The organism is Emticicia sp. SJ17W-69 (assembly GCF_051209875.1).
Lineage (GTDB): Bacteria > Bacteroidota > Bacteroidia > Cytophagales > Spirosomataceae > Emticicia.
In genome coordinates, this window is sequence record NZ_JBNTQY010000001.1 from 2,991,638 (window position 1) to 3,017,854 (window position 26,217).

At 33.1% G+C, this 26,217-nt stretch carries 24 protein-coding genes; 16 read left to right on the forward strand and 8 right to left on the reverse strand.

The features are described 5' to 3' along the window. Positions 1 to 188: 188 nt before the first annotated feature. Entirely contained in the window at positions 189 to 1,061 is an 873-nt protein-coding gene (locus ACQUQZ_RS12165) for an AraC family transcriptional regulator (protein WP_435355207.1), read from the forward strand. Between the two features lie 55 nt (positions 1,062 to 1,116). Here the strand turns inward: ACQUQZ_RS12165 and treF are convergent, their stop codons facing one another. Together treF and ACQUQZ_RS12175 are read right to left on the reverse strand one after the other, a co-directional pair. Then, complete coding sequence (treF, locus tag ACQUQZ_RS12170; protein WP_435355208.1) at positions 1,117 to 2,604, reverse strand: alpha,alpha-trehalase TreF; 1,488 nt, start codon at positions 2,602 to 2,604, stop codon at positions 1,117 to 1,119. 213 nt (positions 2,605 to 2,817) lie between these two features. Then, a complete protein-coding gene (locus ACQUQZ_RS12175; protein ID WP_435355209.1) occupies positions 2,818 to 4,071 on the reverse strand; it encodes an MFS transporter in 1,254 nt (417 codons plus the stop codon). A 241-nt stretch (positions 4,072 to 4,312) separates the two neighbouring features. Between ACQUQZ_RS12175 and ACQUQZ_RS12180 the strand changes: the two genes are divergently transcribed. Next, a complete protein-coding gene (locus ACQUQZ_RS12180; RefSeq protein ID WP_435355210.1) occupies positions 4,313 to 5,167 on the forward strand; it encodes an AraC family transcriptional regulator in 855 nt (284 codons plus the stop codon). Between the two features lie 72 nt (positions 5,168 to 5,239). Here ACQUQZ_RS12180 and ACQUQZ_RS12185 read toward each other — a convergent pair whose 3' ends face one another. Continuing rightward, the gene (locus tag ACQUQZ_RS12185) at positions 5,240 to 6,313 is read right to left on the reverse strand and encodes an asparaginase (protein WP_435355211.1); all 1,074 of its coding nucleotides are present in this window, start codon (positions 6,311 to 6,313) and stop codon (positions 5,240 to 5,242) included. 408 nt (positions 6,314 to 6,721) lie between these two features. Here ACQUQZ_RS12185 and ACQUQZ_RS12190 point away from each other — a divergent pair, with 408 nt between their 5' ends. Beyond that, on the forward strand, positions 6,722 to 7,120 hold the full coding sequence (locus ACQUQZ_RS12190) for a hypothetical protein (protein ID WP_435355212.1): 399 nt from the start codon (positions 6,722 to 6,724) through the stop codon (positions 7,118 to 7,120). Positions 7,121 to 7,123: 3 nt separating this feature from the next. On the opposite strand, the gene ACQUQZ_RS12195 is transcribed toward ACQUQZ_RS12190, so the two are convergent. Beyond that, on the reverse strand, positions 7,124 to 7,447 hold the full coding sequence (locus tag ACQUQZ_RS12195; RefSeq protein WP_435355213.1) for a tetratricopeptide repeat protein: 324 nt from the start codon (positions 7,445 to 7,447) through the stop codon (positions 7,124 to 7,126). Positions 7,448 to 7,644: 197 nt separating this feature from the next. Here ACQUQZ_RS12195 and ACQUQZ_RS12200 point away from each other — a divergent pair, with 197 nt between their 5' ends. The 10 genes from ACQUQZ_RS12200 to ACQUQZ_RS12245 all read left to right on the forward strand — a co-directional run bounded on the left by ACQUQZ_RS12200 (position 7,645) and on the right by ACQUQZ_RS12245 (position 15,383). After that, positions 7,645 to 8,379, forward strand: coding sequence for an electron transfer flavoprotein subunit beta/FixA family protein (locus tag ACQUQZ_RS12200; RefSeq protein ID WP_435355214.1), 735 nt, complete (start codon positions 7,645 to 7,647; stop codon positions 8,377 to 8,379). 108 nt (positions 8,380 to 8,487) lie between these two features. Next, positions 8,488 to 9,450 (forward strand): electron transfer flavoprotein subunit alpha/FixB family protein, encoded by a 963-nt coding sequence (locus ACQUQZ_RS12205; protein WP_435355215.1) that lies wholly within the window; start codon positions 8,488 to 8,490, stop codon positions 9,448 to 9,450. Positions 9,451 to 9,582: 132 nt separating this feature from the next. Beyond that, positions 9,583 to 10,176, forward strand: coding sequence for a bifunctional nuclease domain-containing protein (locus ACQUQZ_RS12210; RefSeq protein ID WP_435355216.1), 594 nt, complete (start codon positions 9,583 to 9,585; stop codon positions 10,174 to 10,176). Positions 10,177 to 10,334: 158 nt separating this feature from the next. Further along, positions 10,335 to 11,177, forward strand: coding sequence for a lysophospholipid acyltransferase family protein (locus tag ACQUQZ_RS12215; protein WP_435355217.1), 843 nt, complete (start codon positions 10,335 to 10,337; stop codon positions 11,175 to 11,177). A gap of 211 nt (positions 11,178 to 11,388) precedes the next feature. Continuing rightward, entirely contained in the window at positions 11,389 to 12,270 is an 882-nt protein-coding gene (locus tag ACQUQZ_RS12220) for a cell division protein FtsX (RefSeq protein WP_435355218.1), read from the forward strand. Between the two features lie 227 nt (positions 12,271 to 12,497). Then, positions 12,498 to 12,743 (forward strand): DUF3098 domain-containing protein, encoded by a 246-nt coding sequence (locus ACQUQZ_RS12225; RefSeq protein WP_435355219.1) that lies wholly within the window; start codon positions 12,498 to 12,500, stop codon positions 12,741 to 12,743. 9 nt (positions 12,744 to 12,752) lie between these two features. Further along, the gene (locus ACQUQZ_RS12230; RefSeq protein ID WP_435355220.1) at positions 12,753 to 13,544 is read left to right on the forward strand and encodes an undecaprenyl-diphosphate phosphatase; all 792 of its coding nucleotides are present in this window, start codon (positions 12,753 to 12,755) and stop codon (positions 13,542 to 13,544) included. Further along, positions 13,544 to 14,239, forward strand: coding sequence for a tRNA pseudouridine(55) synthase TruB (truB, locus tag ACQUQZ_RS12235; protein WP_435355221.1), 696 nt, complete (start codon positions 13,544 to 13,546; stop codon positions 14,237 to 14,239). Before ACQUQZ_RS12230 ends, truB begins: the two co-directional genes overlap by 1 nt. Continuing rightward, positions 14,236 to 15,165, forward strand: coding sequence for a bifunctional riboflavin kinase/FAD synthetase (locus ACQUQZ_RS12240; protein ID WP_435355222.1), 930 nt, complete (start codon positions 14,236 to 14,238; stop codon positions 15,163 to 15,165). The genes truB and ACQUQZ_RS12240 overlap by 4 nt, the downstream gene beginning before the upstream one ends. Then, complete coding sequence (locus tag ACQUQZ_RS12245) at positions 15,156 to 15,383, forward strand: CBU_0592 family membrane protein (protein ID WP_435355223.1); 228 nt, start codon at positions 15,156 to 15,158, stop codon at positions 15,381 to 15,383. The genes ACQUQZ_RS12240 and ACQUQZ_RS12245 overlap by 10 nt, the downstream gene beginning before the upstream one ends. Before the next feature lie 305 nt (positions 15,384 to 15,688). Here ACQUQZ_RS12245 and pheA read toward each other — a convergent pair whose 3' ends face one another. From pheA to ACQUQZ_RS12260, 3 genes are all read right to left on the reverse strand, one after another. Next, a complete protein-coding gene (pheA, locus tag ACQUQZ_RS12250; RefSeq protein ID WP_435355224.1) occupies positions 15,689 to 16,762 on the reverse strand; it encodes a prephenate dehydratase in 1,074 nt (357 codons plus the stop codon). Between the two features lie 176 nt (positions 16,763 to 16,938). Beyond that, positions 16,939 to 17,262, reverse strand: coding sequence for a LytR/AlgR family response regulator transcription factor (locus ACQUQZ_RS12255; protein ID WP_435355225.1), 324 nt, complete (start codon positions 17,260 to 17,262; stop codon positions 16,939 to 16,941). 47 nt (positions 17,263 to 17,309) lie between these two features. Continuing rightward, complete coding sequence (locus ACQUQZ_RS12260) at positions 17,310 to 18,566, reverse strand: hypothetical protein (RefSeq protein WP_435355226.1); 1,257 nt, start codon at positions 18,564 to 18,566, stop codon at positions 17,310 to 17,312. Positions 18,567 to 18,889: 323 nt separating this feature from the next. Between ACQUQZ_RS12260 and ACQUQZ_RS12265 the strand changes: the two genes are divergently transcribed. Both ACQUQZ_RS12265 and ACQUQZ_RS12270 read left to right on the forward strand, forming a co-directional pair. Beyond that, entirely contained in the window at positions 18,890 to 20,881 is a 1,992-nt protein-coding gene (locus ACQUQZ_RS12265) for a histidine kinase (protein ID WP_435355228.1), read from the forward strand. Next, positions 20,882 to 21,625 carry a LytR/AlgR family response regulator transcription factor gene (locus ACQUQZ_RS12270; RefSeq protein ID WP_435355229.1) on the forward strand — a complete coding sequence of 248 codons (744 nt, stop codon included), beginning with the start codon at positions 20,882 to 20,884 and terminating at the stop codon, positions 21,623 to 21,625. It begins immediately after the preceding gene. 32 nt (positions 21,626 to 21,657) lie between these two features. On the opposite strand, the gene ACQUQZ_RS12275 is transcribed toward ACQUQZ_RS12270, so the two are convergent. Continuing rightward, a complete protein-coding gene (locus ACQUQZ_RS12275) occupies positions 21,658 to 23,547 on the reverse strand; it encodes a DNA topoisomerase IV subunit B (protein WP_435355230.1) in 1,890 nt (629 codons plus the stop codon). A 180-nt stretch (positions 23,548 to 23,727) separates the two neighbouring features. On the opposite strand from ACQUQZ_RS12275, the gene ACQUQZ_RS12280 reads away from it, so the two are divergent. Then, positions 23,728 to 26,202, forward strand: coding sequence for an SLBB domain-containing protein (locus ACQUQZ_RS12280; RefSeq protein ID WP_435355232.1), 2,475 nt, complete (start codon positions 23,728 to 23,730; stop codon positions 26,200 to 26,202). Positions 26,203 to 26,217: the final 15 nt, after the last annotated feature.

The window sequence follows — 26,217 nt, forward strand, 5'->3', positions numbered from 1 at the left end:
TACATATTTATCACTATTAAAAGTTCTCTAATAAAACATCAACATTAATTCAAAATAAATTACTATAAATACCTTTTTTAATTTAACTTTTAAAAGATACAATTAAACTTTTTTGTGTTTTTATTGAAAACTATTACTTTTACATCAAAAAACATTACAGTATTATTTTATCTAAATCTACTAATAATATGAGCAATTTTTATCACGAAATAACTCCACTTACACCGAATGATTGTTTCATGGTTTTTGATAGACTTAAAAGTAAATTCAATTTTCCAGTGCATTTTCACGAAGAGTATGAACTAAATTTTATAGAAAATGCTAAAGGTGCAAAGCGAATAGTTGGCGATAATATTCAAATGATTGATGATTTAGATTTAGTTTTGGTTGGCTCAAATCTGCCTCATAGCTGGCTTAATTATGAATCTTCTTATCAAGATATTCATGAGATAACAATTCAATTCCACAAAGATTTATTTGATGACAAATTTTTACAAAGGAATCAGTTAAGTTTTATAAGAAATTTACTGGAACGCTCATCCAGAGGGATTTCATTTTCAACTGAAACAATTAAAAACATCAAACCTCGACTAATTGCTTTATCAAAAAAAAGTGGATTTGATTCGGTAATTGAGTTAATATCTATTCTTCATGACTTATCTGTTTCTCGCAATGCACAAATCCTGACCAGTAGTTCATTTATGAATGAAAATGGCAATTTTAATAGTAGAAGGATTGAAAAAGCATTTGAATACATGCGAGCCAATTATAATAAAGACATTTCGCTCGATGACATCGCTAAAATTGTTAATATGGCTGAAGTGAGCTTTAGTAGGTTTATTAAAAAACGAACAGGAAAAACCTTTGTCGATAGTCTCAATGATATCCGATTAGGTCATGCTTCTCGCCTATTAATTGATACCACTTTAACTATTTCTGAAGTTTCTTTTAAATGTGGATATAATAATCTTTCCTATTTTAATCGTGTTTTTAAGAAGAAACATAATTGTACACCAAAAGAATTTAGAGAGAATTATTCTGGCACAAGAACATTTGTATAAAATACCATAAAACACTTACTATAAACACTTTACGACATATGTGTTCATGTAAATATTAAGGTTTAGACACCAACATCTTTAGGTACACACCATTTGTCCAACCAAAGCCATCTTGATTTGGATATTCGCCACCACTTGCCTCACCTATTTCACTGTCAACATTATATTTTTCAGTCAATTTACCAGAGTTTTTATAAACTGTCAAATTGAGTTTCATCCAATTGGTTTTAATTTTTTGAGCAAGAGATGTAATATCATAATTTAATAACCCTTTGTATGCAATCCATTGCAATGGGGCCCATCCATTTGGTGCATCCCATTGTTGTTCAGTCGCTTTAAGAGTTGTTATTAAACCACCCTTTTTCAAAAATTTTTCTTCTATTACGATTGCTACTTTTTCAGCTTGTTTTTCAGTACTTATTCCAAAGTAAAGTGGATAAGTTGCAGCTAAAGTATAATGTATTTTGGGTTTATTTTCAATAAAATCAAAATCAAAATAAAACATTTTCGTTTTATCCCAACAATACTTTTGAATAGCTTCTTGACGTTTTTGGGCGTAATATTTAAATTTCAATGTGTTTTCTGTATCATTGTTCAAAAGATATGCCTCTGACAAAGTTTCTTCCAAATGTACAAGCAAACAATTCAAATCTACTGGAATAATATCGGTAGTATGAATACTTTCAAATGAATTTTCATCCTTAAACCAACGACTACTAAAGTCCCAACCAGACTCAGCAGCAGCTCTCAAATTTCTAAACAATTGTGGAGGCGATTGAGTCGATTTATGTGACAATTCAACATCTTCTTTAAATGCTTCAGGTCGAGGAGCATCTTTCTCATCCCAAAAACGATTTAATATCGAATTATCGGGCATTTTAACTACTCGACCAATGGCATTATTTACATCAGTAAGTGCATATTTACCCGACATCCAAAATTGATATTCTTTCTCTAAATATGGTAGATAATCAACCAAAATTTGAGACCCTTTTTCTTCGCTTAAAAGCCTGACCATCAAGGAATAATATGGTGGTTGCGAACGACTTGTATAATATGTTCGATTTCCATTCGGAATTAATCCTATTTGGTTAATTAAGTATGAAAAATTATCAACCATTTGTTGGATTAAGTCTATCCTACCCGATACTTGCAATCCAAGCATGGTAAAAAAGCTATCCCAATAATACACTTCTCTAAAACGACCACCAGGAACAACATAGGCGTTCGGCAATGGAATCAATGAAGTATGTTCAGCTTTAGGTTGGCGAGTAAGCACTGTCCATAATTTTTCAATATGCTCTTCAATGCTTTCATTGGTATCAGTTTTGTATGAAAACGAATAACTTTCAGGCAAATCAAAATTTTCAGATATAAAGTCCTTTAATTCAAAATTTGGTAAATCTTTTTCATTTAAAAACTTTTCATTGATAAGTGATAAATTATATTTTGGCGTACAATCTGGAAATGTTTTATTATCAGGGAAAACATTTTGCATTTGTACAAATTCAAATAATTGTCCTAATTCATGAATATTTTTCATTGATAACTTTAATAGTGTAATAATAGGATGTTAAAAATATAATTAACGAATTAATGAAAATGAGGAAATTCGAGGAGTTTACACTTGTGGACTCCAAATGACGAGTTACGAATTTCGAATGAGAAACTAATTTTATAATCTTACTAAAGAAAAGGTTTGAATGAGTGAACATTATAAAATCAAGAGACATTCCTAATTCCTAATTCCCAATTCCTAATGCCCCCCCGTAGTATCAAATTCAATAGTTTTATTTGTTTTTTTCTGTATATTATTTAAAATAAACAAGCAAATAGCCAAAATTGCCATCGGAATTAAAGCGAAATAGAATGCTTTTTCTCCTCCAATATTTTTAAATAAATACCCTACTAATCTCGACCCTAAAGTCCCCCCTATTGCCGAGAAGAAAACCAATAAAGATGCCATCGGGCTATGAAATACCTTTTCAGTTGCACTTAAAACAATTGAATTTACCAATGGATATATGGGTGCTAAAAAGAAACCAATCAATGGAAAAACATAAGCAATCACAGGCACATCAGTCAATGAATTGATTTCTTTGATTTCAAGATTACTGGTTTGTGGCAAAACAGTGATCACCATCAATGCTGCCCCTATCAAACAAGCCAACAATAAAATCAACCAATAAACCTTTTTGATCAAAATAGAAGATAAATACCTTCCACCTGCGATAGAAAGCATGAGAATAACAGCCATAAAAACACTCAATTTTTCAGGCAAATGAAGTACTTTTTCATTGAAAGTAGGCAACCAACTCATAATCCCTTGCTCTGTCATCACATACATAAATGCTGCAATAGCAAAAACACTTACCAAAGGACGTTTCAATAAACCAATCATTTGTTTGAAATCATCTCCCAAATTCGTACCTGGAATTTCATAATTGAGGCGTTTGAAATCTGAAAAAAGCAAAAACAGAAATGAAAGACCAATCAAAGTTGCTACTACCAAATACACTCTCAACCAAGCATTTGGGTCAGTTTCACTATAAAACAAAGGAAAACCTACAAAAGCAACTGCTATTCCAATCATAAAAAAACTTTCAATCGAGCTTATAAATCCTTTGTGTTCCTTGTCATTATTAACCAACAAGCCAACCAATGAATAAACAGAAACTTTCACCACAGCAAATGAAATACCTACACAAGCAAATAAAATACGAACAGAGGTAAATGAATTACCAAAATACATTTGCAAACACCCTATAAATACAAGAGCCAATGAAATTAACATGCCTCTTTTATAGCCCAATCTTGGCAAAAATGAACCAACTAAAAAAGAAACAAAGGCAATAGATAAATCTTTGAATGCTTCAAGTGAACTTGCTGAAAGCTCATCTACATGGTAAGTATTGATTGATTTTTGAATCAAAATACCGACGCTATTGAGAAGCATCGCAAATACAAAATAATTAAGATAAAGTGAAAGTTTGATCTGCCAGTTTTTCATAAATGTAGGTTGTACTATATATATAATGAAAGTTAAATTATAGTAAAAAAGCGAGCAAATTGCCCGCCTTTTAAACTCATCATAGGTTATTGCCTTAATCTTTCAAAATCAAAATTAATCTTCTATCAATTTGATAGGCAAAATTGAGTTTTTTTTTGAAAAAAAAATATTCTTTTATTAAGCGATTTTAAAACTATATTATTATTTTTATGAAAAATTTAATTATTCTAATCTTAATTGAGTGAAAACTGCATTTGAACAAATACAAAATGATGAAGGAAGTTCATTTCGCCTACTGAATCAAAAAGTTAATGCCAACGATTTCCCATGGAGTTATCATTACCATCCAGAATATGAATTAGTTTTAGTATTTGATGGCAGAGGTAGAAGACACGTAGGAAATCACCTCAGTTATTATGATAATGGTGATTTGGTTTTGATTGGTTCAAATCTACCTCATGCGGGTTTTGGATATGATAGTATTGGTGAACATGAAGAAATTGTTATTCAATTCAAAGATGATTTTTTAGGAGCAAACTTTTTTGATAAACCAGAAATGCTTGCCATAAAAAAACTATTTGAACGTTCACAACAGGGAATCGTATTTCAAGGTGCAACCAGACAGCTTATTACTAATAGAATAAAGAAACTATTAAATCTTAGCCATTTTGAGCGATTACTTGAGCTATTGATGATTTTCCAAATTTTAGCAAACTCAGAAGAGTATGCTTTGTTAAATAATCAAGATACTCGATATGATTTCAATCAAAAAGACCAAGTTCGCTTAAAACGCATTTATGAATATGTAGAAAAAAACTATCAAATCCCCATTGATATCAAAGCCGCTGCTGACATAGCCAACTTGACTGTACCTTCATTTTGCAATTATTTCAAAAAAACAGTCAATCAAACATTTACGGATTTTATGAACGAATATCGTATCAATCAAGCTTGTAAACTATTGGCTACAGAAAAGAGCATTACCGATATTTGTTTTGAATGTGGTTTTGCCAATGCTTCCTATTTTAGTAAAGTTTTCAAAGCGATTAAAGGAAAAACGCCTCTTCAATTTAAGAATTTAGTAATGCGAAAATGAAAAGAGTACTGAATTCTGAGTTTAGAGTTCTGAATATACAAATCTAATTGTATCAGAAGGTTTAATTCAGAACTAAAAACTCATTTCTCCACAAATATTATTTTCAAGTCGGTATTTAACTCTTTCTGGCTCAGTCTCTTGACCTAAAAGAAACATCATTTTTGTAATAGCCGCTTCCGTAGTAATATCCGAACCACTTGAAATGCCAATGGATTTTAATTTTGAACTTGTTTGGTAATGACCTTGTAGCACTCTTCCTCCATCACATTGAGAAACATTAAAGATCACCATCCCATTTTTGGTTGCCTGATGTAATTCTTCCAAAAACCATTCATCAGATGGAGCATTTCCAGCACCATAAGTTTCCAAGACTACTCCTCTTAAACCAGTCGTTGTCAAAATATTATGTACTATTTTTTGATTAATTCCTGGAAAAAGTTTCAAAATCACTACCTGTTCATCTAATTTTTCATGCAAAATGAGCGGTAAATCTGGGCGATAAGGCAAAATAAATGGAAAGTTAAAATCAATTGTCACCCCAACTTCTGCTAATGCTGGGTAGTTTTCAGAGCGAAAAGCGTTGAATTGACTACTTTCTTTCTTTTTTGCACGATTTCCTCTTAAAAGATAAGAATTAAAATAAACTGCTACTTCTGGTACTACAGGGCGTCCATTAATTTGTGATGAAGCTATTTCTAAGGCAGTAATCAAATTTTCTCGTGCGTCGGTACGAGCGATACCAATAGGCAATTGAGCTCCTGTCAAAATCACAGGTTTTGACAAATTTTCTAGTAAAAAACTCAAAGCTGATGCGGTATATGCCATTGTGTCTGTTCCATGCAAGATTACAAAAGCATCAAAATCCTCAAAATTGTTTTTTATGATTTGTGCAAGTTCTATCCAAGTTTCAGGTTTAATATTTGAAGAATCAATTGGTTTAGCTAAGGTGAGTGTGGTTAGTTCAAATTCTAAGCGTTGTAATTCAGGTACATTTACCAGTATTTGGTCAAAGTCGAATGGAACTAAACTTTTACTTTTTGTATCATAAACCATTCCAAGCGTTCCTCCTGTATATATCATTAATACTGAAGTAGCACGATTTTTTAATTGTGATGATGTGATAATTTTAGAGGTTTTATAAGTCATTTTAAACTTAGGTTTATCTGATTGATGAAGATTTTGATAATTGATAATAATACGAAATTTTTCTAAAATTTAACGTTTATTATTTCAAAAAATATGCCTTTGAAAAAAAAAATTGTTTTTTTTTTAGTAAAAATACAAGCTCAATTTTAGGCAGTATTGCGGTATTCGACAATTTATTTAACTAAACTTAGCTAAATCGAAATCTATTTTTTAGAAAATGAATATTTTTTTGAGTAATTATACTCAAATTTAAACCTGTTTTTTGGATTTTTTTACTTTTAAAATTATACTATTCCAAGAAAATATTATATTTTTATTGAACATTTTTTAGAAAATACCGTTATATTTGATAATCAGTACTTCTGACAAACAAAATATTATTCGAAAAACATATAATTTTTAAGTATTATGAATTTACAGCCCACATTGCGAATCGTAACAGATGACGTGGCAATCATTGATTGCTTGGTTGATAACAATGAAATGTTTAAATCATTCGACACCAACAAAACAGCCTCATTTATTGTTGGCGAAGATTATCATTTGGTTTTTTATTTTGCAGATAGCAAACTTGAAAATCGCTTTATGATGTATATAGTTGATGACTTCTCTGAAAATGTTGATTGTATGGCATATATTTTAAATCATTTAGATGAACAAATCAATCAAAACAAAGAAGAAAATAGTCATTTTTTCATGATGAAGCAAGCTAAAAGTAAAGTTTTAGATGTGCTTTACATGACAGATACTTTCCGTGCTTTATTTGGTAAAAATAGAGAAACTGAAAATACACAAATGCACTACTAATATTTATTCGATTTCATCAAGAAACATTCGATAAGCCCGTTTAAGCTCATCAAAAGCCTTTACATTTTGCTTTTGTTGAGCTTTTTCTATGCCTAATTCATACGTTTGCTTTGCCTTTTCAATTTCATCCAATTCAAAATATAGAGCCGCTGCATGATAGTAAGTTGGCACATAATCTGGGTGTTCACTTAGCAATTTTTTGAGGTAAAAAAGAGCTTGTTTATTATCCTTATTTATATACTCCATTGCCACAGCGTAGATGTTAAAAGGCTCGTTTGGCTCCTCAGCTAAATACTCCAATAAAATTTTTAATCGTTCTGCTTGCATACAATTTTTCTTTAATATAGATTTGCATAATGTTATGCGTGCATACTAATTTATGCGTATTTCAATATTTAGTATTATCTTTCTAAGTACAATATTATTAATATATGCTTTTCTTATAACCGCTAAAAGCATTAATTTATTAAAACAAATCCCTTAGGAACGGTACGCCGCTGCGGTTAGGGGGTGGTTTATTAATCATGAAAATATTAGTCTGTATTTCGAGTGTACCAGATACGACATCTAAGATTTCTTTTACAGATGGCGATACAAAGCTAAACAAAGCTGGCGTAACTTACATCATCGGGCCTTATGATGATTATGCACTTGCTCGTGCAGTTGAATTGAAGGAACAAAATGGGGCAAGTATTACTGTTTTGAATGTAGGCGGGGCTGATGCAGAGCCTCAAATCAGAAAAGCATTGGCAATTGGTGCTGATGATGCGATTCGTGTAGATGTGGAACCAAGTGATTCTTATTCTGTAGCTGAACAAATTGCAGCAGTTGCCAAAGATGGCAGCTATGATTTGATTTTGATGGGCAGAGAAACAAGCGACTATAATTCGGGTGTTGTGCATGGAATTGTTGGAGAAATGCTCGGAATCCCTTCTTTCTCACCAGTAATGCACTTAGATATTGAGGGTGGAATTGCAAGTATCACTCGTGAAATTGAAGGTGGCAAAGAAAAATTAACAGCTCCACTTCCTTTAGTTTTAGGATGTCAAGAACCTATTGCTGAGTGGAAAATCCCAAATATGCGAGGTATTATGACTGCTCGTACCAAGCCTTTAAAGGTAATACCAGCATCAGGTTCGGCTCTGACAACAACTGAAAAATATACACTTCCAGCACCTAAAGGAGCTTGTAAAATGATTCCTGCTGAAGAAGCTGAAAAATTAATTGAATTATTAAAAACCGAAGCAAAAGTCCTTTGATATTTACGATTTCAGAATTACGATTTACGAATTTTTTATATCACAATTCGAACCTCGTAATTCGTAAATCCTAATTCGTAATTCGTACCTCATAATTCGTCAATCAAAATGATACTCATATTCACAGAAGTTGCTGATGGAGCAATTAAAAAATCATCACTTGAAGCCATTTATTATGGTTCAAAAGTTGCCGAAATGTTAGGAACATCAGCCGTTGCCTTAGCGATCGGCAAAGCTGATTCATCTGAATTGGCAAAAGCAGGAAGTTTTGGTGCAGCAAAAGTGCTTCACGCAAATGATTCAAAATTAGAGGCTGCCAACAGCATGGCTTATGCCACTGTTTTAGCCGAAGCCGTAAAAGCAACTGGTGCAAAAGTTGTAATTTCAGCAAAATCATCATTTGCAGATGCTGTTACCGCACGCACAGGAGGAGCTTTGAAAGCTGCTGTTGTTGGAAATGTTACTGAATTACCCAATGTAAGTAACGGTTTTAAAGTAAAAGTAAGCATTTTTACAGGAAAAGCATTTGCAGAAGTAAATGTTACGAGTGACATTAAAATTCTGGCTATCAAGAAAAATGCGGTTGCTCCAATTGAATCAGGCAATAGTGCAACTGTTGAAGTCTTTACTCCTGCCTTATCAGATAATCTTTTTATGGCAAAAGTAACAGAAACAATCAAAGCTACGGGAACAGTATCTTTACCAGAGGCAGATTTAGTAGTTTCTGGTGGTAGAGGTATGAAAGGACCTGAAAATTGGCAGCCATTGCTTGATTTAGCAGATGCTTTGGGAGCTGCGACAGCCTGTTCGAAGCCTGTTTCAGACTTAGATTGGCGACCGCACCACGAACACGTCGGACAAACTGGTGTTAAAGTATCTCCTAACCTCTATATTGCTTGTGGAATTTCTGGTGCCATTCAGCACTTAGCTGGTGTCAACTCTTCAAAGGTAATTGTTGTAATCAATAAAGACCCTGAAGCACCTTTCTTTAAAGCAGCAGACTATGGTATTGTAGGTGATGTTTTTGATGTTTTGCCAAAATTGACAAAAGCTGTTTTAGCAAATAAATAATTGGATTAATTGATTTTTAATTATCCAATCCAAAAACATATAAATTTAAAAAAAATCCTGTGGGTAAAACACTCACAGGATTTTTTTTCAAAACCATAGAGTCCTTTTTTAAGATTTGCTTATATTTGCATCGTGGAAAAAGTAAAACTCGAAATATTAGGACTGTCGCCAAGTCAATCTCAGACTGGCTCTTTCGCATTGGTTTTGTCAGAAGAAGCTGGCAATCGCCGTTTGCCCATTATTATTGGTATGTTTGAAGCCCAAGCCATCGCAATTGAGATGGAACGCATCACACCCAATCGACCAATGACGCACGACTTATTCAAATCATTTGCTCGTGCTTTTGATTTTACGGTCGAAGAAATCTTGATTTCAGATTTACGGGAAGGTATTTTCTTTGCAAAAGTTGTATGCACAGACGGTATTCGTCAAAAATCAATTGATGCCCGCCCTTCTGATGCTATTGCTATTGGTTTACGTTTTCAAGTTCCAATTTATACGACCAATCAAATTTTAGCGGATGCTGGTATTTCTTCTCAAGAAGCAACCACAGCAGACGAACCAGAAGAGTTAATTCAATCATCCTCTCGTCCACAAAAAACCTACAAAGATTCTTTGAAGGATTTTAGTTTAGATGAATTAGATAAAATGCTTTCTCAAGCACTAATCGATGAAGAATACGAAAAAGCTGCGAAAATCAGAGATGAGATAAGTAAAAGAAACTAGAGGATAGCTCTTAGACAATTGTTTGATAATCAAGCACTTGTTTATTAAATGATCCAAAAAACAAATTAAAGAATACTGGAGATATAGGATTTCTCAGATTTTGTTTGTAGTTTTCACTTATTAATAGCCTAACTATTCCATAAATCGTAGTTCCGAAAATGCTTCGTGTACTTAAAAATTTCTTGCCTATACCAAATAATGACCCAAATCCTTTTTTTAGATATGTGTCATACATAGATATTTTTGGTATTTTTGATCGTGATCCTTTTGGTAATTGGCTGATTTTAAAGCGTTTAATCATTTTAATTGCTGGAATTCCGACCTACTGGCGAATAGCAGTAGCCAATCAATTAAAAGTTGAAGGCACAGAATATCTTGCAAAACTCCCCAATCAAAACGTTTATTTTATTTCGAATCATCAAACCTATTTTGCTGATGTAATTACTTTTTACCACATTTTCTGTTCTGTAAAATGGGGTTTTGGCAATAGGGTTTTACCAATTGCTTTGCTCGCACCAAGAGGTAGGTTGTTTTATGTAGCAGCCAGCGAGACGATGAAAGAAGGTATTATTCCCAAAATATTCAGTTTAGCTGGTGCAATCTTAGTTGAACGCTCATGGAGAGCAAAAGGTGAAAATGTAAAAAGAGAATTAGACACTTCAGCAGGCGATAATGTATCAAAAGGATTAAAATTTGGATGGGTTGTAAGTTTTCCACAAGGAACAACCAGTCCGTATGCACCCATTCGTAAAGGGACAGCACATATCATTAAAGATAACAATCCAATTGTTGTTCCTGTCGTGATTGATGGCTTTAGGAGAGCCTTCAATAAATCAGGTTTAAATTATAAAAAGCGAAATACTGAATTGAAGGTGAAGTTTAAAGAACCTATCTATTTTTCACCAGATGCAACAGTGGAGGAAATTACTGAAGTAGTAAAAAACATTATCGAACAAAATATGCCTGAACGAATCGCTCGTTGGAAAAGTGAAACAGCTTGAAAATCAAATTTTCACCAAATTATCTAATCCTTGCTGTTAAAAATCATTAATTTCTACATAATTTCTACATCTTCCTTTATCTTTGCTGATGATTATACTTTTTTATGTTTAATTACTTAAGTTTTCAAAGATTTATTGAAATCTTTTACACATTTAATCAAAGAAGACTGCTTAAAATACATAAAAAACATAAAGCAATTGTTGAATAAGTATGCAGAAAAAAAACCGAAAATTAGGTAGTTATCCAAGTCTTTTAATTGTAATTAGTCTAACAGCTGCATTATTTTTGATAGCTTTTAGTGGTTGGATTGCCCTTACCTCAAAGCAACTGGTGCAATATGTTAAACAAAACATTGAAGTGCAAATATATCTTGATAAATCCTTGACTCCAATTCAGCGAGATTCGGTTCGAAATTTAATTTCTCAAAAAAATTACATTGCTTATTCTGAGAATGTTCCACAAATTAAATTTATTTCTAAAGAAAGTACTGCCGAGCGAGTTCTGAAAGAAACCAATGAAGATTTTAGATCAATTTTAGGTGAAAATCCTTACAGAGATGCTTTTAGTTTGCGAATCAAAGATACCTACTTTAGTGAAGAACAATTAGCTAAAATTAAGGCTGACTTAGAACAAGTACCTGGTGTTTTTGAAGCCGATTATGCCAAAGATTTTGTTGAAAGTATCAATAAGAATGCCAATAAAGCTTACTTAATCATTGCATCTATAGTTGTTTTATTGCTAATTGCGATTGTTTTATTAATCAATAATACCATTCGATTGGCTCTCTATTCTCAAAGGTTCATTATTAGAAGTATGCAGTTGGTAGGTGCAACTGATTGGTTTATTCAAAAGCCATTTCTCATTCGTGGTATTTTTCAAGGAATTTTGTCAGGAATATTAGCAATTATTCTTTTGGTTGGCGTCCAACAAATAGCTATTCGTGAGATTGAAGATTTAGCAATCCTACAAGATTTTGAAAAATTATCATTTCTTTTTGGGGCAGTGATATTACTGGGTATTTTGATAGGGATTCTCAGTACTTTTCAATCAATGTATAGGTATTTGCATACTGATTTGGAAGATTTGTATTGAACATAAAAACACATCTTGATAATACAATGTTTCGTTGTAGAACGAAAAGCAAATGTTCAACATCTTACATTTTATTCTGTTTTCAATGTTAACTTACGTATGTACTACATGTAAACAACGAAAAAAAAATATTAATAAATATCATAAAACTCATGTTTCAAAATCTCCAAAACATGAATCAACCAAATAATTAAAAGTCCTTCTAATGGAGATTAGAAGGCCATAACATGAAAAATGCTCCAATCAATAATCCTGTTGAATTAAATGAAAATGATGGTAAAAGTCCACTTCCTTTCGGCAAAAGCAATTATCTCTTCATGCTGATTGGACTGGGTTTAATTTTTCTTGGATATTTCATTATGACACTTGACAAAGAAGAATTTGGTTTTGGTTTTTTAGGAATCACACTCGGACCAGCTATTGCCTTTATAGGCTTTTTATTCCAATTTTACCCAATTTTCAAGAAAAAATAAGCCTATTATATGAATTTTATTGAAGCAATTATCCTTGCAATTATCGAAGGTATTACTGAATATCTGCCAATTAGTTCGACTGGACACATGATTATTGGCTCATCTCTCATGGGAATTAGTGAATTATCTTTCACTAAAGTTTTTGAGGTAAATATCCAATTCGGAGCAATTTTATCAGTAGTTGTACTTTACTGGAAACGTTTCTTTCAATCTTTTGAATTTTATAAAAAGTTGCTTGCAGCATTTTTCCCTGCCGCTGTAATTGGTTTTTTATTAAATGATATCATTGACCAATTACTTGAAAGTGTTGCAGTGGTAGCAATTATGCTTGTTTTAGGGGGTATTATTTTAGTTTTCATTGATAAATATTTTGAGAAAAAAGCTACCAAAGAAAACATTACTTATATTGAAGCCATACAAATTGGACTTTTCCAATGTATAGCCATGATTCCAGGGGTTTCTCGTTCAGCAGCAAGTATTATTGGTGGTATGTTTCAAGGCCTTTCAAGAAAAGAATCAGCCGAATTTTCATTTTTTTTGGCAGTTCCAACGATGTTTGCTGCTTCTGGTTATAAACTTTTAAAAGGTTTTAAGGAAGGAACACTCACATTCTCTACCAATGAACTTCAAACTTTAGCGATTGGAAATATAGTTGCCTTTATTGTAGCAATGCTTGCAATCAAGTTTTTCATTTCATTTCTTCAAAAATATGGCTTTAAAGTCTTTGGGTATTATCGAATAGTAGTTGGTTTAATCATTCTGGGACTTTTGGCCGCTGGATATGACTTAAAAGTAGTGTAATGGACGAAAGAAATGAAGTAATATTGATTGACAAACCTTTGCGTTGGACTTCATTCGATGTAGTCAATAAAATACGTTGGGCTGGAAAATATAAAAAAGTTGGACACGCCGGAACACTTGACCCATTAGCAACTGGTTTATTAATTCTTTGTACTGGAAAAAAAACCAAGGAAATTGATACATATCAAGCTCAGGAGAAAGAATATACTGGCACCTTGGTACTGGGAAAAACAACCCCATCGGTTGATTTAGAAACAGATTTTGATGCCGAATTTCCGACAGATCATATTACACAAGAAGCTATAAATCAGGCTATTAGTCAACTTTCTGGAATAATTGAACAAATTCCGCCTGCTCATTCTGCTATCAAAATTAATGGCAAACGGGCTTATGAATCTGCTCGAAAAGGTGAGGATATAGTTATCAAATCACGCCAAGTTGAAGTAAAGGAATTTGATATTGATGCAAGTAAATTTCCTGAAATTGCCTTTAGAATTGTTTGTTCAAAAGGCACCTACATCAGAAGTTTAGTTCGAGATTTTGGAAAATTACTTGGATCTGGTGCATATATGAGTTCGCTAAGAAGAACCAGAATTGGAGACTTTAAAATCGAAAATGCCTCTACAATTGAGCAATTTTTGGCAGATTTGCCTATAATACCTAATAATACTGAAAATTCGAACACAGCAAAGTGAAGATATATTACAATTTAACAGATTTTGAGCCATTAAACAACGCAACTGTTACAATCGGCACATTCGATGGTGTACATTTAGGGCATCAAAAAATACTTCAAATACTTAGAGAAACCGCACAAAGTTCGAATGGAGAGTCGGTTGTTCTGACGTTTTGGCCGCATCCTCGTATGGTAGTTTCGCAGGATAGTCAAGTCTTAAAATTGCTTTCTACTATTGATGAAAAGATTGAACTTCTTGAAAAGCAAGGAGTTGATCATTTGCTTGTTATTCCTTTTACAAGAGAGTTTTCAGAATTAAGTTCGGAAGAATATGTTCGAAACATTTTAATAAAGGGCATTGGAACAAAAAAATTAGTGATTGGTTATGACCACCGATTTGGAAGAAATCGTGAAGGTGGATTTGATTATTTAAAAGCCAATGCTAATGAATTTGATATTTCGATAGAAGAGATTCCTCGACAAGAAATTGACAATTTAACAATAAGTTCAACAAAAATTCGTCAAGCACTTTCAGAAGGTCAAATTCGTCCAGCAAATGAATTATTAGGGAGAAATTATAGTTTCACAGGCATTGTTGTTAAAGGACGACAATTAGGGCGTACCATTGGTTTTCCAACAGCCAATGTCCAAGTTTCTGAAACTTATAAACTCATCCCTGCCAATGGGGTTTATGCAGTCAAAACATTTGTGCGTGGGCATTGGTATGCAGGTATGATGAATATTGGTACTCGACCTACCGTTGATGGCATTGGGCGTACGCAAGAAGTTAATATTTTTGACTTTGATGATGACATTTATGGCGAGACTGTGATTGTAGAATTGATTGATTTTATAAGAAATGAACAAAAATTCAATGGGATTGAAGAATTAAAGGCACAAATATTAAGAGATAAAGCAACCACTAAAGAAAAGTTATGTTTGTAGAAATCGTTGGCTGGATAGGGTCAGTCCTAATTGTAGGTTCTTATTTTCTTAATATTCAAGGCAAATTAGAATCAACTGATAAAAAATACATTTTGTCAAATCTACTTGGCGGGATTTGCTTCATCATCAATACTTATGCACATCAAGCATATCCTTCTGTAGCTGTAAATATCATTTGGGTTTTGATTGCTATCTTTGCTATATTCAGAAAGAAATAAAGCAAAAATACCGCCTAAAAGACGGTATTTTTGTCATGTTGTTTTGTCCTTATTTCCTATTAAAAAGAGTTTGAAAATATTATTAAATTTTTAATAATATTATTTCATACTTAATGCTTGTAAAAGCAAGTATAATACCACGCTAAAAATAAATTATTAGATGGTAGCAAATTGGGCTATTTGCAAAAACTTGACTAAAGGAAAAGGGATGAACAATAAATATTGGGCTTTATCAAAAAATATGCCATCAATTTTAATTATAAATCTGAGGACTGAGCCAAAGCAACACTTTTTGATTAAGGATATTAAGCATTTCTTACATAACTACCAAGCCATTTAATAGCATTACGATGCTTCTTAAATACTTTCTGAACATTTTCATCTTCAAAAAAACCTTCCAATTCCATAAAAAACCAAAAATTAAAATCTTCATCACCTTTATACGGGCGACTTTCAATTTTAGTTAAATTGATTCCAGCTTTTTTAAAGTCTTGGAGAAAGCTTGCCAAAATACCTGGTTTATCTGTATCAGGGAGACGAGCAATAATGGTAGTTTTATCATTACCACTTCGCATATTTACAAAGTTTTTTGCCAAAATGTAGAATCGAGTTCTATTTTGACTATTATCTTCTATATTATTAAAAAGTACGGGTAATCCGAAAAGTTTAGCAGCAATTTCCGAACATATTGCTGCACTTTCTGGGTCTTCAGCAGCTAATTTGGCGGCTTTTGAAGTTGATTCAACTTGAATTTCTTCGGGTTGAGTTTGCTCAAAATACTTATTCAAAAAACCTCTACATTGTCTAAAAGCAATGTCTTTTGAGTAAATACGCTTGATTCTTGAAGGATTTTCGGCTTCGGTAGCTAATGCAAAATGAACTGGAATTTTTAGTTCGGCAGCTACATTTACATTCATTTCATTGAGCAAATCAACTGTTTCATAAACTATACCTTCTTGGTTATTTTCGATAGGAATAACCCCAAACTTTGCTCGTCCAGTATCAACTGCCTCAAAAACTGACTTAATTGTTGGTAGAGTCATGTACTCACTCATCGCTCCAAATCGACTTTCGGCAGCTTGATGTGTAAAACTACCTTCTGGACCAAGATATGCCACTCTTTCGGGCAATTCGATATTGCGAGCAGCAGCAAAAATCTCTAAATAGATTGCATCAATTGCTTCTTTATTTAATGGTCCATTATTTAGTACATTCAGTCTATCCAAAATCTCTTTTTCTCGTTCCGGACGATAAATGATGGCTTTGGTTGAACGTTTAATCTCTCCCACTTTATGTACCAAAGTCATACGTTGGTTCAAGAGTGCAAGTAGTTGATTATCAATTGAATCAATATCTTTTCTTATAGCTTCGAGTGTCACTTTCCTAATAGGTTGGTTATAAATATTTTTCTTAGATTACAAATTTAGATAAAAACACTTAATTTTACTCATTTTAGTAGTTTACAATTCGTATATAAATAAAAATAAGACTCAATTGAGTCTTATTTTTGATAAATCAACTTATAATGAATTAATTTTCTTTTCAATTCTTATCGCTATTTATTTTTATGAGATTCTAAAAAATCTTTCAAATCTTCTCGTCTTCTTCTTGAAACATTTAACTCAACGTTGTTTTTCATCTTTACAATTGTATGATTTCCCATAGCATTAGATAAAAATTTTAAGTTTATTATAAATGTTTTACTTATTCTAAAAAAGCCTTGCTGAGAAAAACTCTCTTGCAATTTTTTAAGTGTTTTTGCCAATACTATTTTATTACCATTTTCAAAATGAAGCTCTGTATAATTGACATCAGCTCTCAAGAAAACAACTTCACTCGGTCTGACGTTTTTATTGTGAGAAATTTTAATAGTTTTCATTAAATCTGTGGAATTATGTTTATCAAATCTTATTTTAAAATTTAAATTTAATTATTAAGAGTGTAGGAATATTTAATTGCAGCACCCACAAGTATAAGATTTGTTGAGGCTGGCATTGTTACTACTAATCGATAAAAATTAACTGAATTATTAACGACTTCGGTTAGTGGAGGAGAAGTAACCGATAACACATTTGTACTCGCTGATATATTGGTAAATGTACCATTAGCTCCCGTAATATTTGTATAGGCTCCACTACCAGAATGACTCATTTTTTGTAAACCATAAGATGTTAATCCTAGACCCGTTGATGGTGAAACACCATCATTATCAATATAATAAATAGTTAATTCATTAATAGAAGCAGCATCAGGTAATGAAATATTGGCATGAAACGACCCCGTAGCACTCGTCATAGACACTCCTCTACTACCTTGTGTAGATTCATTGGATGAGACATGAGAAACGAAAGTTCCTGGCCCTAATTTTAAGATTTCGTTGCGGGTAAGAGTTTGCCATTCTGCCGTACCACTAATATCTGTACTTACCAAAACTTTATCTACACCAGCACTATTACCTTGGTATCTCATCTTACCTGCTATTACAAGCCCATATCCACCAGCAGTATTTTGAAAATACCCACCCGCAGCAGTTAGATGGTCTGCTTTTCCCCAAACAGCGGTACCATTTGTACCAAAAACATTTCCATGTACCCCAACACCAGAAACTTGCCCAGATTGCCCAAATACTCCGTAGCCACTTGAGCTACTTCCTTGTGTAAAACCATAAACCCCAGTGCCAGTTAATGAATATCCATAAACACCATATCCACTACCAGCATGCGTACCCTTTACTCCAATACCATTGTTATTTGTCGAAGAATTTATGCCTTTCACCCCAATAGTCTCCCCTGATGGGTTCGTTGCATCGGCACTTCCTAAAATACCCGACGTGTTAGTTAAGGATGATGTTATATTTCCTTGAATTGCTGAAGACCCAACTCCTCCTCCAGTGTTTATTACCTGAAAGCCTTGTGTAGAAAACGTTCCAGAACCAGAATACGGCAAAGTCAGTGAACTGCCGCCACCTCCACCTGTTGCAACTTCCATCCAGCCACTTCCACTACAAACATTAGCTCGGTTGGTTGTCGTCAAGAATACAATTTTGCCATAATCTGCCGCTGCACAAGCTGGCAATACCGAAACACTCGGAATCTGCAAGTTATTTGGACTTAATGTAATCGACTGAGCTTTTGATGAAAATGCAATAAGTGTAAAAACACTGATTAATAACTTTTTTTTCATGTTTTCTGTACTTTTTTGATTGATTTTGAAAATTTTATAGTGTTTAAAACGCCATAATCAGTGCAGTCACAAACACACAAAATGATAATAAATAAATAGGCTAATTTTCGCTTCATTGGGATTGTATTGATGATGCAATTTGAGTTGAAAAATTTTCTCATAATTTTACATTTATCCAACGGTAACATTTTTAAGTCAGTTGGTAGAAAATACTTATCCGTAGGTTTTTAGACAGATAATGATTTCAAGCAACAAAACTTACAGATTTGGAAATATCAAAAAAAGGTATCTACTTTTGTAAAAAAGCAGTAAATCATTAATCAATGAGCAGATTTTTATTCATTTTATTTCTGACAATTGCCAGTTTTGCAAAAGCACAGCAACTTGAAAACTTAATTGAAAAATGTGAAGATTTTCACTTGTCGGGTGAAGCAGATTCTTTGAAGAAATACACAAAATTGGCTTCAGAATTTGCCACTAAAAGTAATGATGCCCTCACTATAACTCGTTTACAGTATTTTAATGCCACTACCCTTTTACGTACTCAGCCCGATAGTGCAATCAAATTACTGACGGCTATTAATAAAACCTTTATAAGCAGAAACGACACTAAGTTTTTGCCATATATCAATGCAAGTTTTGGTGCATACAACCGAAGATTAGGAAATTATAAAGAGGCTTTGAAGTACTATAACCAAGCCATTGATTATGCCAAACAGCACTATCCGAACAATACAAACAAAAAATTGAATCGAATTTTGGCATTGCAGTATAATAGTATTGCAGTAATTAATTTCGAGATGTCGGATTATGAACTTTCAAATCAAAATGCACTTAATGCCTCAAGAATCGCAAATCAATATAATTTTACTCAAATAGAATTGGCTTCAACGATTATCTTAGCCAATATTAAGATGCACTTTAAGCAATTAGATTTGGCAGAAAAAAGTTTTCTTGAAGCAAAAAATCTATCTATCAAGATTAATGACAAATACCGGTTGGGAGTAGCCCTCGCCAATTTGGGAATTATAAATTTTCTGAGGGTCGAGGCTTCACAAACAAATTCAAAAGCCTATTTGGCTTCAAAAAAGTATTTCTTTGAAGCACTCGAAATAGCTAAAGAACAAAACGATTTCACAGCTATATCGGCCAGGTATTCAAATTTAGCAAATGTCGAAAACGTAGTAAAAAATTACCAAAGTGCTAATGTATACTTGAAAGATGCCCTAAAATACGCTGATTTATCCAAATCAAAGTTGCTCACGATGCAGGTTACAACATCTTTAGCACGGAATTATTTGGCATTGAATGATACAAAAATGGCCATCGAATTGGCTAATAAAGGCTTGAAGATGTCGCAGGAAATGAGCAATGAAAAAGAATTGCCTAACCTCTATAGCATTATACAAGAATCCTACACAAAAGAAAAGAATTATGTTAAAGCACTCGAATTTCAGAAAGCTCAAATGAATGCTAAAGATAGTTTATATGCAAGCTCAACTTCTGCAAAAATTTCCGAACTACAAACCAAATATGAAACTGAAAAAAAACAAAAAGAAATTGAGGTTTTGACACTTCAAAACCAAGCTAAAGAGGCTGAAATCAAACAAAAAAACTACTTAATTTTAGCAATTACGCTAGGTATTTTAATGCTGATGGGCAGTTTTATATTTTGGAATCACCAGCGAAATCTCAAAGAAAAACAACAAACTGCCGAAATGAAACAGCGGCTTTTGAGAGCACAATTGAATCCACATTTTTTGTTTAATTGCTTAAACTCTATCCAAAGACTTTATATTGATGGCAAAACTGCCAAAGCCAATGATTTTATTGCTGATTTTGCACAATTAATGCGTGATATTCTCGAAAAAACCAGCCGAACGACCATTCCCCTTTACGAAGAAATGGATTTTATTGAAGCCTACCTTTCGCTTGAAAAACGACGTTTGGGAGATAAATTTGAGTACCAAATCATCATGGATGAAAAAATCAAAAACGCTGATTTTGTAGTACCTTCATTTATAGTGCAACCATTGGTCGAAAATGCACTTTTGCATGGAGTTCTACCAAAAAATCAAAAAGGAAAAATCGCAATTTCAATCAATCAGCTAAGCAATGAAAGTCTTTCAATTTCAGTGAAGGACGATGGTATTGGCTTTTATGAATCTATGAAAAAATCCGGAAAACATACATCTAAAGGTATAGACTTGATAAAAACAAGGCTGGGAAAGAAAGGTAAAATATTGATTAAAGAAATTAAGAATTTGAATGATGAAATAGTAGGCTCAGATGTTGAACTCGTTTTAAATACGTAAATGTTAAAGGTTATAATTATAGATGACGAAGAAGATGCAAGGTATTTACTTCGTAAGGCATTGGAAGAAAATTTTAAAGAAACCATTCAAATCGTTGGCGAAGCAGATGGCTATAAAAAAGGAGTAGTTTTACTCGAAAGTATTCCTTGTGATGTGGCGTTTCTTGATATTAAAATGCCTGATGGCACAGGTTTCGATATTCTAAACGCCATCGAAAACAAAAACTTTTCGGTAGTTTTCATAACTGCCTTTGATAGATTTGCAATCAAAGCATTTGATTTTTCGGCTATCGGATATTTAGTTAAACCATTCAAAATAAGCGATCTATCAAAAACTATTGAGCGTATTTTAGTTCAAAAAGAAAAACTAAATAAAGATTTTACCCCTTTCAAAATTTTGTTAGAAAGCTATTCAGAAGAAAGAATTCGAAAACTTGTTTTACCGAATGCCGATGGGTTCACGGTCGTAATGCTTGATGAAATTCTATATGTTAATTCGGTCAGAAATTATTCAGAATTTCATTTAGTCAATAATTCAAGAGTGCTAACGAGCAAGCCATTGATCAATTATGATACACTACTTTCGGAACAAGGTTTTTTCAGAATTCACCATTCCTATCTTATTAATTTGAGTCATTTAAAGGCCTTTGTACGCTCAGAAGGAGGAGCAGTCAAAATGATAAATGGTGATTTATTGCCCGTTTCTCGTCAGAAAAAAAGTGAATTGATGGATAAGTTTTTATGAAACCAATCGCTCAATTCACTTTAAAAATAAGCTTACTTAATTTCTAAAATTTCTGCCAAAACCTCATCAATTTCATCTTTTTCAATTCTAAGATTATCAATGATAAATTTTTGACGTTCAGGTGTATTTTTACCCATATAATAACTTAAAATCTTAGCAATCGAAGATTCTTTTTCTAAAATAACTGGCTCTAAACGTATATCCTCTCCAATAAAATTTTCAAATTCATCAGGCGAAATTTCACCTAAACCTTTAAATCGTGTAATTTCGGGCTTTGGAGAAAGTTTGTTGATCGCCTTTTGTCTTTCTTCATCCGAGTAACAATAAATTGTTTCTTTCTTATTACGTACCCTAAACAAAGGTGTTTCTAAAATATACAAATGTCCTTCACGCACCAAATCGGGAAAAAACTGCAAGAAAAATGTCAACAAAAGTAATCTAATGTGCATGCCGTCCACATCAGCATCTGTCGCTACAATAATTTTATTATAACGTAATTCTTCTAAACCGTTCTCAATATTGAGTGCATGTTGAAGCAAATTAAATTCTTCATTTTCATAAACAATCTTTTTGGTTAAGCCAAAACTATTCAAAGGTTTACCACGAAGACTGAAAACTGCTTGTAATTCAGGATTTCGAGCTTTGGTTATCGAACCACTGGCCGAGTCACCTTCAGTAATAAACATGACTGTATCAAAACGCTTTTCATTTTTTTCATCATCCAAATGAAAACGACAATCTCTCAGTTTTTTGTTATGCAAATTTGCTTTTTTAGCTCGTTCATTGGCTAATTTTCTAACTCCTGCCAATTCTTTACGCTCACGTTCTGACTGCTCTATTCGCTTTTTAAGGGCTTCTTTCACAGCAGTATTCATGTGCAAATAATTATCCAATTTTTCTTTCAAAAAATCACTGATAAATGTGCGAACGGTTGGAGAATTTGGTTCAGGTGAAATGGTTGCAGAACCTAACTTGGTTTTGGTCTGCGATTCAAAAACTGGTTCTTGTACTCGAATTGAAATTGCAGCAATAACTGATTGCCGAATATCTTCGGGTGTATAATCTTTATTAAAATGCTCTCTAATGGTACGAACCAACGCTTCTCTAAATCCAGAAAGGTGAGTGCCACCTTGCGTTGTATTTTGTCCATTTACAAAAGAATAATATTCTTCACCATACTGATTTCCGTGTGAAAGAGCAACTTCAATATCATCACCTTTCAAATGAATAATCGGATATCTCAACGAATCCTCATCAGTTTTTCGTCGTAGCAAATCTAATAAACCATTTTGCGATATATACTTTTGCTTATTAAAAACAATGGTCATGCCAGCATTCAGATAGCAATAATTCCAAATCATTGCTTCAACAAACTGAGGGATATAATGATAATGCTTAAATACAGTGCTATCTGGTTCAAAAACGACATAAGTACCATTTTTTTGTTCAGAATCAATGATTTCAGATTCTTTAATTAATTCACCCTTGTCAAATTCAGCCCACTTGGTTTTCCCCTCTCTGAATGCCTGAACTTTAAAATAAGAAGAAAGAGCATTGACTGCTTTTGTACCTACCCCATTCAAACCTACGGCTTTTTGAAATGCTTTGCTATCGTATTTGGCTCCCGTATTAATTTTTGAAACCACATCAACCACTTTTCCCAGTGGAATTCCACGACCATAATCTCTTACTTCGACCCTTCCTTCATCCAATTTTATCTCAATTGATTTCCCGTATCCCATTGCATACTCATCAATGCAATTGTCCATTACCTCTTTCAAAAGTACATAAATACCATCGTCAGCCGATGAGCCATCACCAAGCTTACCAATATACATACCTGGACGTAAACGAATGTGTTCTTTCCAGTCAAGCGACCGAATGCTATCTTCATTATAGGTTGCTTCTTTCATATCAGCCATTTTTTATAATAATATTTTGAAGTTTGGGTTTTTATAATTTACTTTGTAATTCAAAGTTCTTTTTAATACATACTTTCTATGAAAAAGCAAAAAAACAAAAAATCTTGCGTTACTTTGCATAGTTTTTCGAGTATTATAAATAATAGACTCGATTGGAATTTGACTAACAACGTTATGAATATGAAATTAAGCAAAAATAGGTTTTCACAATTTTTTCTCAAATTTACGCTTTTTACACTTATTTTAAGCAATTCTTTTGGACAAAATCCTGTTGCAACACCAACTGGCCCTACAACAGCTCCAATTAACATTCCTACCAATATTCCAGCGGTCAATCCAAATGGTACAGGAACACAGCAAACTCCTAATATGCCATTGCCCAATAAAAATCGTGCTTTACCAACCAATGACCCAACGGCAGTCAGAACAACAGGTGTCAATGCGGCCGACCAACGTGCGATGACAAAAGAAGACTCATTGAGAGTAATCAAGGAGCAAGAAGCCAATGAAGACGCTGCAAAGGCAACTTTGAGAAGGAGAATTTTCGGAAACAATTATTTCAATACTGTTAAATTTGATCCAAGCCCTGCTATAAATATTGCTACACCAAGTAATTATGTATTAGGGCCAAATGATCAATTAATCATTGATATTTATGGTTACTCACAGGCTACTTATAAACCAATTGTATCACCAGATGGTTTTATAACAATTGACCGAATAGGTTTGATATACGTTGCAGGTTCATCAATCGAACAAGCAAAAGAGCGTATTATCAATCGTTTAGCAAAAGTTTATATTGGTTTAAGACCTTTTTCTGGCTTTGAACCAAATACATTTTGTAATATATCTTTGGGTGCAATTAGAAGTATTAAAGTGACAATAACTGGTGAGGTTATCGCTCCTGGAACTTATACCCTTTCTTCGCTTTCTACTACATTAAATGCTCTTTATGTGTGTGGTGGGCCAAACGAAATTGGTACTTACCGTAAAATAGAAGTGATCCGAAATAATAAAGTTGTTTCAACTTTTGATCTTTACGAACTCTTAATGAGCGGTACTACTAAAAATAATATCCTTTTACAAGACCAAGATGTGATACAAGTACTACCTTATGTCTCACGTATAGCTGTGCAAGGGTATGCGAAAAGAAATGGTTTATTTGAGTTACTTGAAAATGAAAAACTTAATAAAGTCATTGAATATGCTGGTGGATTTAATGCTTATGCCTATACACATCGCTTAAAAGTGCATAGAAACACTTCAAGAGAAAGAAAAATTTTAGATGTATTATCAAAAGATCTTAACAACTTTAGTGTTCAGTCGGGTGATTCACTTGTGATTGAAAGAGTATTAGAAAGGTATGAGAATATGGTAACAATCGGCGGTGCCATTTATAGACCTGGGGAATATTCCTTAGAATCAAATCCAACATTGACACAGTTGATTGCTGGAGCAGAAGGTTTAAAAGGTGAAGCACTTACGGGCCGTGTGTCAATTGTAAGAACCAGAGATAATATGATCGTTGAAAATATTGCAGTAAATTTAGACGACATAATGAAAGGAAATGCAGCAGATATTGCCTTAAAAAGAGAAGACATTATTACAATACCTTCAATCTTCGATTTAACAGAGCCTGCTTATATTCATATTCAAGGAGCTTTAAATAATCCAGATGCTGTGGAAGGTATTGAATTGCCTTTTTTAAGAAATATGACAATCGAAGACGTCCTTGTAAAAGTAGGTGGTTTATCAGAATCAGCTTCATTATCAAGAGTAGAAGTTGTACGTAGAAAAAGGAATGTTGATCCAACATCAACAAATGCTCAAATATCAGATACTTACATATTTGATATTAGCTCAGATTTAAAAGTTGAGCAAAAAGGAAGTAAATTTTATTTATATCCTTTTGATGAAATTTTTATTCGTAAATCACCCAACTATGTCAAACAAACTTTCGTTGAAATACAAGGTGAAGTAATTTTCCCTGCAAAATATGGCATACAAAGTAAAACTGAGAAGATTTCAGATGTTATCCAACGTTCAGGTGGTCTAACTCCGCAGGCTTATTTAGAAGGTGCTACATTGGTAAGAGAAGTACAATTAAGTGAAATTGAAATTGCACAGAGAAGGCAAGCAATTAATGAAATTGCTAATAGCGTGAAGGGCAATCAAGTAGTAGAAGTAGAGGATGTAGATGCTACAAAAAAATCATCAATTGGTATCAATTTAACAAAGATCATGCAAAATCCTGGTTCAAACGAAGATATGATTTTGCAAGATGGTGATATTATTCAGATTCCAAAAAGATTAGAAACAGTACGTGTTCAAGGAGAAGTTTTGTATCCAACGACAGTTAAATATTTGGATTCACAAGGCTTTATCAATTATATCTCTCATGCAGGTGGATTTACAAAAAAATCACTTCGTAGTAAATCATATATATTGTACGCCAATGGTTCTGTTGATAGAACACGTCGATTCTTGTTCGTAAATATATATCCTAAAGTAGCACCTGGTTCTGAAATTATCATTCCTCAAAAAACTACAACGGCTCAGCAACAACTTGCTCAAGCTCAAGGCTTGTTTGCAACAGTTGCTGGTACAATCACAACCCTACTAAGTATTTTTACAATATTTAAGTTAACTAAATAAAAGAAATCCATCGTA

Excerpts from the sequence above, each read along its gene's own strand:
- ACQUQZ_RS12280 (WP_435355232.1), top strand. The coding sequence starts at position 23,728 with ATGAAATTAAGCAAAAATAGGTTTTCACAATTTTTTCTCAAATTTACG.
- ACQUQZ_RS12205 (WP_435355215.1), top strand. The coding sequence starts at position 8,488 with ATGATACTCATATTCACAGAAGTTGCTGATGGAGCAATTAAAAAATCA.
- ACQUQZ_RS12275 (WP_435355230.1), bottom strand. The coding sequence starts at position 23,547 with ATGGCTGATATGAAAGAAGCAACCTATAATGAAGATAGCATTCGGTCG.
- ACQUQZ_RS12260 (WP_435355226.1), bottom strand. The coding sequence starts at position 18,566 with ATGAAAAAAAAGTTATTAATCAGTGTTTTTACACTTATTGCATTTTCA.
- ACQUQZ_RS12255 (WP_435355225.1), bottom strand. The coding sequence starts at position 17,262 with ATGAAAACTATTAAAATTTCTCACAATAAAAACGTCAGACCGAGTGAA.
- ACQUQZ_RS12195 (WP_435355213.1), bottom strand. The coding sequence starts at position 7,447 with ATGCAAGCAGAACGATTAAAAATTTTATTGGAGTATTTAGCTGAGGAG.
- ACQUQZ_RS12270 (WP_435355229.1), top strand. The coding sequence starts at position 20,882 with ATGTTAAAGGTTATAATTATAGATGACGAAGAAGATGCAAGGTATTTA.
- ACQUQZ_RS12185 (WP_435355211.1), bottom strand. The coding sequence starts at position 6,313 with ATGACTTATAAAACCTCTAAAATTATCACATCATCACAATTAAAAAAT.
- ACQUQZ_RS12230 (WP_435355220.1), top strand. The coding sequence starts at position 12,753 with ATGAATTTTATTGAAGCAATTATCCTTGCAATTATCGAAGGTATTACT.
- ACQUQZ_RS12165 (WP_435355207.1), top strand. The coding sequence starts at position 189 with ATGAGCAATTTTTATCACGAAATAACTCCACTTACACCGAATGATTGT.
- ACQUQZ_RS12265 (WP_435355228.1), top strand. The coding sequence starts at position 18,890 with ATGAGCAGATTTTTATTCATTTTATTTCTGACAATTGCCAGTTTTGCA.
- treF (WP_435355208.1), bottom strand. The coding sequence starts at position 2,604 with ATGAAAAATATTCATGAATTAGGACAATTATTTGAATTTGTACAAATG.
- ACQUQZ_RS12225 (WP_435355219.1), top strand. The coding sequence starts at position 12,498 with ATGAAAAATGCTCCAATCAATAATCCTGTTGAATTAAATGAAAATGAT.
- ACQUQZ_RS12175 (WP_435355209.1), bottom strand. The coding sequence starts at position 4,071 with ATGAAAAACTGGCAGATCAAACTTTCACTTTATCTTAATTATTTTGTA.
- ACQUQZ_RS12245 (WP_435355223.1), top strand. The coding sequence starts at position 15,156 with ATGTTTGTAGAAATCGTTGGCTGGATAGGGTCAGTCCTAATTGTAGGT.
- truB (WP_435355221.1), top strand. The coding sequence starts at position 13,544 with ATGGACGAAAGAAATGAAGTAATATTGATTGACAAACCTTTGCGTTGG.
- ACQUQZ_RS12220 (WP_435355218.1), top strand. The coding sequence starts at position 11,389 with ATGCAGAAAAAAAACCGAAAATTAGGTAGTTATCCAAGTCTTTTAATT.
- ACQUQZ_RS12215 (WP_435355217.1), top strand. The coding sequence starts at position 10,335 with ATGCTTCGTGTACTTAAAAATTTCTTGCCTATACCAAATAATGACCCA.
- ACQUQZ_RS12200 (WP_435355214.1), top strand. The coding sequence starts at position 7,645 with ATGAAAATATTAGTCTGTATTTCGAGTGTACCAGATACGACATCTAAG.
- ACQUQZ_RS12190 (WP_435355212.1), top strand. The coding sequence starts at position 6,722 with ATGAATTTACAGCCCACATTGCGAATCGTAACAGATGACGTGGCAATC.